The organism is Pseudomonas sp. 2VD, assembly GCF_005503585.1.
Taxonomy (GTDB): Bacteria; Pseudomonadota; Gammaproteobacteria; order Pseudomonadales; family Pseudomonadaceae; genus Pseudomonas; species Pseudomonas aeruginosa.
The window spans coordinates 34,547-41,224 of record NZ_SCND01000011.1 but is presented as its reverse complement, the minus strand read 5'-3'; the positions used below and the strand labels follow the sequence as shown (position 1 = coordinate 41,224).

At 64.2% G+C, this 6,678-nt stretch carries 7 protein-coding genes; 4 read left to right on the top strand and 3 right to left on the bottom strand.

The features are described 5' to 3' along the window. Both FFS27_RS02335 and FFS27_RS02330 read right to left on the bottom strand, forming a co-directional pair. Positions 1-354: ABC transporter permease subunit (locus tag FFS27_RS02335; RefSeq protein ID WP_137951927.1), on the bottom strand; the 354-nt coding region annotated here is incomplete at its 3' end. A gap of 71 nt (positions 355-425) precedes the next feature. Then, positions 426-1,196: a cystine ABC transporter substrate-binding protein gene (locus FFS27_RS02330; protein ID WP_137951926.1), complete on the bottom strand. Its 771-nt coding sequence runs from the start codon at positions 1,194-1,196 to the stop codon at positions 426-428. Positions 1,197-1,488: 292 nt separating this feature from the next. Between FFS27_RS02330 and FFS27_RS02325 the strand changes: the two genes are divergently transcribed. Next, positions 1,489-1,926, top strand: coding sequence for a DUF4399 domain-containing protein (locus tag FFS27_RS02325; RefSeq protein WP_021263144.1), 438 nt, complete (start codon positions 1,489-1,491; stop codon positions 1,924-1,926). Between the two features lie 57 nt (positions 1,927-1,983). Here the strand turns inward: FFS27_RS02325 and serA are convergent, their stop codons facing one another. Next, entirely contained in the window at positions 1,984-3,213 is a 1,230-nt protein-coding gene (serA, locus tag FFS27_RS02320; RefSeq protein ID WP_003084348.1) for a phosphoglycerate dehydrogenase, read from the bottom strand. A gap of 203 nt (positions 3,214-3,416) precedes the next feature. On the opposite strand from serA, the gene FFS27_RS02315 reads away from it, so the two are divergent. The 3 genes from FFS27_RS02315 to FFS27_RS02305 all read left to right on the top strand — a co-directional run bounded on the left by FFS27_RS02315 (position 3,417) and on the right by FFS27_RS02305 (position 6,656). Further along, the gene (locus tag FFS27_RS02315; protein ID WP_003112948.1) at positions 3,417-4,811 is read left to right on the top strand and encodes an FAD-binding oxidoreductase; all 1,395 of its coding nucleotides are present in this window, start codon (positions 3,417-3,419) and stop codon (positions 4,809-4,811) included. Between the two features lie 91 nt (positions 4,812-4,902). Further along, positions 4,903-5,568, top strand: a complete 666-nt coding sequence (locus FFS27_RS02310) for a fumarylacetoacetate hydrolase family protein (RefSeq protein ID WP_003110705.1) — start codon at positions 4,903-4,905, stop codon at positions 5,566-5,568. Between the two features lie 98 nt (positions 5,569-5,666). Continuing rightward, entirely contained in the window at positions 5,667-6,656 is a 990-nt protein-coding gene (locus tag FFS27_RS02305; RefSeq protein WP_003121726.1) for an SdiA-regulated domain-containing protein, read from the top strand. The last annotated feature ends 22 nt before the right edge of the window (positions 6,657-6,678 follow it).

Genomic DNA, 6,678 nt, shown 5'->3' with positions numbered 1-6,678 from the left:
GCTCATGGACTCCGAGAGATAGGCCGCGACATTCAGGGTCAGCGCCAGGATGCCCGCGGTGACCGGGGTGAACTCGATGCCGACGCTCGGCAGCCCGTAGTACAGGACGAAGATCTGCACCAGCAGTGGCGTCCCGCGGAAGGCGCTGACATAGACCGCGGCGATCTGCGAGACCACCGGCACCTTGGTCACCCGGACCACCGCGACGCTGAAGCCGAGGATCAGGCCCAGGACCATCGATACCGCGGCGAACAGCACGGTATACATCGCGCCCTGGAGCAGGAAGGGCCAGGCCATCCCGAGCAGCTCGACCAGGTTGGCGAGCCATTCGAGCAATTTCTGCAGCGAATTCATTCAACACTCCATCGACAAACACGACGGCCGCGTCCCTCGGACGCGGCCGCTTCCCCCGTTCGGGCGGGAACTCACTTCGGCGGCTGGCTGACGTCCAGGCCGAACCACTTTTCCGAGAGCTTGGCGAAGCGGCCGTCGGCCTTGATCTTCTCCAGCGCCGCGTTCAGCGCCTCGCCGAACTTCGGGTTGTTCTTCCGGTAGGGAATCGCCATGTTCGCCACCGGTCCCACCGCCGCGCCGGGCTTGACCGGGAGCTTGGCCTCGCGGATGGCGAAGGGGATCAGCAGGCGGTCGTTGAGCGCCGCGTCGATGCGTTTGCTGGCCAGGTCCTGCAGGTATTCCGGGGCGCCCGGATAGGTGCGCACGTTGACGCCGGCCACCGACTTCGCCAGGTCGGCGTAGTTGGTGCCCTGGCCGACGCCGAGCTTGAGGCCCTTGAGGTCTTCCAGCGACCTGAACTGGCGGGTGTCGTCGGCGCGCACGATCAACTGGGCGCTGGAGATGGTGTACGGCTCGCTGAAGTCGAAGACCTTGTGCCGCTGCTCGTTCACCGAGACCTGGTTCAGCGCGATGTCGTACTTGCCGCTCTGCAGGCCGGCGAGGATGCCGCTCCATTCGGTGGTGACGAATTCCGGCTTGACCTCCAGCTCGGCGGCCAGCAGTTCGCCCAGTTCGGTCTCGAAGCCGGTGAGCTTGCCGCCCTGCTTGAAGTTGAACGGCGGATAGGTGCCCTCCAGGGCGATGCGCAGGGCGCCGCGCTGGTGGACGTCGTCGAGCAGCTCGGCATGGGCCAGCGGGGCGGCCAGGGATACCAGCATCAGCAGGCGGGGCAGAAATCGCATGTAGTACTCCTCGGGTGGGAATGAACGTCGGTCGGGCCTATGCTGTTCGTTCAGCTTAGCCGGGCCCGCGTTCTGGACAATCGCGAACCTACTGGGTTGCATGCGGTCTTTCCAGGGGTTGCGGGCATTGACCCGGATTATGTGCGCGAGCGCCGCTCTACCACGGGCTTCGCAGTGGAAATCGCTGTGCCAGCGATGCCTTTCCCTGATTCGGAAGGCACGAAGAGTGCCGGGGAAATTCCGTCCAGTGGCGTTTCCCGGGTGCTAACGGAAGTGAAAACAGGAGACTCCCATGAGAGTGACATTGCCTTGCCTCGGTCTAGCCGCCCTGATGTTCGGCGCATCCGCCAGCCTGATGGCTGCCGACCTGCCTCGGACTAAGGCGCCCGAAGGGGCGAAAGTGTATTTCATCATGCCGGCCGATGGTGCAACCGTCGACAAGACCTTCACCGTGAAATTCGGCCTGAAAGGCATGGGCGTGGCGCCGGCCGGCGTCGACATGCCGGATACCGGCCACCATCACCTGCTGGTGGACCTGAAGGAGCAGCCGGCGATGAACCTGCCGCTGCCGATGACCGACAACATCCGCCACTTCGGCAAGGGCCAGACCGAAACCGAGATCACCCTGCCGCCGGGCAAGCACACCCTGCAACTGCTGGTGGGCGACAAGAACCACGTGCCGCTGGAGCCGACCGTGGAGTCGGAGAAGATCACCGTTACCGTCAAGTGACGGAAACGAAAAAAGGAGGCCGCTGGGCCTCCTTTTTCCTTTCCGCCGGACGCTGCCTTAGAACAGCACGCGGCTACGGATGGTGCCGTTGACCTGCTGGAGTTTCTCCAGGGCCAGGTCGGAGTACTCGGCGTCGACGTCGATCACCACGTAGCCGACCTTATCGTTGGTTTGCAGGTACTGGCCGGAAACGTTGATGCCGTTGTCGGCGAAGACCTTGTTGATCTCGCTCATCACGCCGGGGATGTTGGCGTGGATGTGCAGCAGGCGGTGCTTGCCCGGGTGCGACGGCAGGGCCACTTCGGGGAAGTTGACCGAGGACACCGAGGTGCCGTTGTCGCTGTACTTGACCAGCTTCTCCGCCACTTCCAGGCCGATGTTGGCCTGTGCCTCGGCGGTGGAGCCGCCGATGTGCGGGGTCAGGATCACCCGGTCCAGGCCACGCAGCGGGCTGGCGAATTCCTCGTCGTTGGATTTCGGCTCGACCGGGAACACGTCGATGGCGGCGCCGATCAGGTGCTCGTCCTTGATCGCGGCGGCCAGGTGGTCCAGCTCGACCACTGTGCCGCGCGCGGCGTTGATCAGGATGCCGCCCTTCTTCATCGCGCGGATTTCCTTCTCGCCGATCATCCACTGGGTGGAGGGCAGTTCGGGAACGTGCAGCGAGACGATGTCGGACATGCCCAGCAGCTCGTGCAGGCTGCCGATCTGCACCGCGTTGCCCAGCGGCAGCTTGGTCACGGTGTCGTAGAAGAACACCTGCATGCCCAGGGCCTCGGCGAGTACCGAGAGCTGGGTGCCGATCGAGCCGTAGCCGACGATGCCGAGCTTCTTGCCACGGATCTCGAAGGAATTCGCCGCGCTCTTGATCCAGCCGCCGCGATGGCAGGAGGCGTTCTTTTCCGGGATGCCGCGCAGCAGCAGGATCGCCTCGGCCAGTACCAGCTCAGCCACAGAGCGGGTGTTCGAGTAGGGCGCGTTGAACACGGCGATACCGCGTTCGCGGGCGGCGTTGAGGTCGACCTGGTTGGTGCCGATGCAGAAGCAGCCGACCGCGATCAGTTTCTTCGCGCAGTCGAAGACCTCTTCGGTCAGCTGGGTGCGGGAGCGAATGCCGATGAAGTGCGCATCGGCGATCCTTTCCTTCAGCTCGTCGCCGGAAAGCGCGGTCTTGAGGTACTCGATGTTGGTGTAGCCGGCGGCCTTCAGCGTGTCCACGGCGTTCTGGTGGACACCTTCGAGAAGAAGGAACTTGATCTTGCTCTTGTCGAGAGAGGTCTTGCTCATCTGCGTAAACCTGTTGTCCCGGAGGAAGTGGCTGGAAAGCGAACTGCGCGAAGCGGGTCCGGCCGGCGCTGGCCGGCACCCGCAACTCGGCGCCCAGAGGCACTAAGCGCGGGGGGCGTATGCTAGCATGTTCTCCCTTTTCCTTGCCCGGTTGCGACCTGAGTTGTTCTCAGGACGACCATGAATCATTTGAGAGTTCCCGAATGACCCGCGAAGCCCTGATCGAATCGCTCAAGCCCCTGGTCGAGCCTGGCAAGCTGCTCGACGACGCCGCCTCCCTGGACGCCTACGGCAAGGACTGGACCAAGCATTTCGCCCCTGCGCCGCTGGCCATCGTGTTCCCCAAGAGCGTCGAGCAGGTCCAGGCGATCGTCCGCTGGGCCAACCAGCACAAGGTCGGTCTGGTCCCGTCGGGCGGTCGTACCGGGCTCTCCGCCGCGGCCGTGGCGGCCAACGGCGAAGTCGTGGTGGCCTTCGACTACATGAACCGGATACTCGACTTCAATGCCTTCGACCGCACCGTAGTCTGCCAGCCGGGCGTGGTTACCAAGCAACTGCAGACCTTCGCCGAGGAAAACGGCCTGTACTACCCGGTTGACTTCGCTTCTTCCGGTTCCAGCCAGATCGGCGGCAATATCGGCACCAATGCCGGCGGGATCAAGGTCATTCGCTACGGCATGACCCGTAACTGGGTGGCCGGGATGAAGGTCGTCACCGGCAAGGGCGACCTGCTCGAGCTGAACAAGGACCTGATCAAGAACGCCACCGGCTACGACATGCGCCAGCTGTTCATCGGCGCCGAAGGCACCCTGGGCTTCGTGGTCGAGGCGACCATGCGCCTGGAGCGCACGCCGAAGAACCTCACCGCTATGGTCCTCGGCACGCCCGACTTCGACTCGATCATGCCGGTGCTGCATGCCTTCCAGAGCAAGCTCGACCTGACCGCCTTCGAGTTCTTCTCCGACAAGGCCCTGGCCAAGGTCCTGGCCCGTGGCGACGTACCGCGGGCGTTCGAAACCGACTGCCCGTTCTACGCCCTGCTGGAGTTCGAGGCGACCACCGAGGAAGTCGCCAACGAGGCGCTGGCCACCTTCGAGCACTGCGTCGAGCAGGGCTGGGTGCTGGACGGGGTGATGAGCCAGAGCGAGCAGCAGTTGCAGAACCTGTGGAAGCTGCGCGAGTACATCTCCGAGACCATCTCCCACTGGACGCCGTACAAGAACGACATCTCGGTCACGGTTTCCCGGGTGCCCGCCTTCCTCAAGGACATCGACGCCATCGTCGAGGCCAACTACCCGGACTTCGAGGTGGTGTGGTTCGGCCACATCGGCGACGGCAACCTGCACCTGAACATCCTCAAGCCGGAAAACCTCGGCAAGGACGAGTTCTTCGCCAAGTGCGCGACCGTCAACAAGTGGGTGTTCGAGACCGTCGAGAAGTACAACGGCTCGATTTCCGCCGAGCATGGCGTGGGCATGACCAAGCGCGACTACTTGACCTACACCCGCTCGGAAACCGAAATTGCCTATATGAAGGCACTGAAGGCGGTGTTCGACCCCAACGGGATCATGAATCCCGGCAAGATCTTCGCCGAGTAGCAGGTTTCGCAACGCAGAGGGCCGGTCATCCGGCCCTTCTCGTCTGTGGCGGGCGCCACGGATGCCTTTCCACCCGTTCAGGAGTCGGTAAATGAGTTACCAGCATCAATATATCGACGGCACCCCGATCCACTTCCCCCTGGGCAAGCTGGTCTGCGTCGGGCGCAACTACGCCGAACACGCCAAGGAACTGAACAACCCGGTTCCCACCGAGCCGCTGCTGTTCATCAAGCCCGGCTCCTGCGTGGTGCCGGTGAGCGGCGGGCTGAGCCTGCCGCAGGAGCGCGGCTCGGTACACTACGAGGCGGAAATCGCCGTGCTGATCGGCAAGCCGCTGTCGCGCAAGCCGAACCGCGAGGAGGTCCTCGACGCGATCTCCGGCTATGCGCCGGCGCTGGACCTGACCTTGCGCGAGGTCCAGGCGAAGCTGAAGGAAAAGGGCCTGCCCTGGGAGCTGGCAAAGAGCTTCGATGGCGCCGGCGTGCTGTCGCCGTTCGTGAACGCCGACCAGTTCCCCGACCCGACCGACATCGGCATCCGCCTGACCATCAACGGCGAGGTACGCCAGGACGGCAACAGCCGCGACATGCTCAATCCGATCGTGCCGCTAATCCAGCACATCGCCGGGCATTTCTCGCTACAGGCCGGCGATGTGGTGCTGACCGGCACGCCGTCCGGGGTCGGGCCGCTGAACAGCGGCGACGAGTTGCTGCTCGAATTGCCGGGCGCCAGCCGTTTCGAGACCCGCGTGCTCTGAACCGCTGCGGCCGCCGGGGGCGGCCGACTTCCCTAGCGCCGGCAGCGGAAGCGACTGTCGGTCGGCTGGCCGACGCTTCGATTGACAGGCCGGGGGCAATGCCCTTTCATGGCGACGCCCAAGAAAACACCTGGCCAAACAGTCGAGCCTCGCCCATGTCCCTTGCCTCCAAGCTTCCCCGTTTCCGCTGGCTGCTGCCGGCGTTCGTCGTGCTCGTCGGCGTGGTGCTGACCATCGTCATGCATTGGGACGATCGCGCCGGCCTTTGGTGGAAGGAAAGCCAGGCCAGCCAGCAGCAGCGCGACGAAAGCATCTGGCTGCCGGGCTATCGGGTGGTGATCGACGCCAAGCCGTTGCAGGGCCTGGAGGAGGAAGAAACCTCGGACCTGGCCTACAACCCGGCAACCAGGACCCTGTTCACCGTTACCGGCAAGCGGCCGCTGCTGGTGGAGCTGTCGCTCACCGGCGACGTGCTGCGCACCATCCCGCTGCTCGGCCTGAGCAATCCCGAAGGCGTGGCGGTGCTGGAGAACGGCAACGTCGCGGTGACCGACGAGCGCCGCAATACCCTGACCATCTTCCATGTCGACCCGCAGACCGCCGAACTGAGCACCAAGAGCCTGGCCGAATTCCCGCTGGGCAATATCGGCAAGAAGAACAAGGGCTTCGAGGGCATCGCCTGGGATCCGCGCCAGCAGCGTCTGTTGCTGAGCAAGGAGCGCGATCCGATGACCCTGTTCAGCTGGAAGAGCGACGGCGGGCCGAGCCTGAGCGGGGCGATGACCGCGCTACCGAGCGACGACCTTTACATGCGCAACGTCTCGGCGCTCAGCGTCGACCCGCGTACCGGGCATACGCTGGTGCTGTCGGCCGAATCGCATCTGCTGCTGGAGCTGGACGAGAAGGGCGAGCCGGTCAGCTTCATCAGCCTGCTCGGCGGCTTCAACGGCCTGGACAGCAAGATCCCTCGCGCCGAAGGGGTGGCCATCGACGACGAGGGCACCATCTACATGGTCAGCGAGCCGAACCTGTTCTACGTGTTCCGCAAGAAGAGCGGCGAGCGCCTGGCCACCAGCGACGCCGATTAAGCTTCGCTTAAGCGCCGATTAA

Bases quoted from the DNA above. Each gene is read 5' to 3' on its own strand.
- FFS27_RS02330 (WP_137951926.1), bottom strand. From the start codon at position 1,196: ATGCGATTTCTGCCCCGCCTGCTGATGCTGGTATCCCTGGCCGCCCCG.
- FFS27_RS02325 (WP_021263144.1), top strand. From the start codon at position 1,489: ATGAGAGTGACATTGCCTTGCCTCGGTCTAGCCGCCCTGATGTTCGGC.
- serA (WP_003084348.1), bottom strand. From the start codon at position 3,213: ATGAGCAAGACCTCTCTCGACAAGAGCAAGATCAAGTTCCTTCTTCTC.
- FFS27_RS02315 (WP_003112948.1), top strand. From the start codon at position 3,417: ATGACCCGCGAAGCCCTGATCGAATCGCTCAAGCCCCTGGTCGAGCCT.
- FFS27_RS02310 (WP_003110705.1), top strand. From the start codon at position 4,903: ATGAGTTACCAGCATCAATATATCGACGGCACCCCGATCCACTTCCCC.
- FFS27_RS02305 (WP_003121726.1), top strand. From the start codon at position 5,667: ATGCCCTTTCATGGCGACGCCCAAGAAAACACCTGGCCAAACAGTCGA.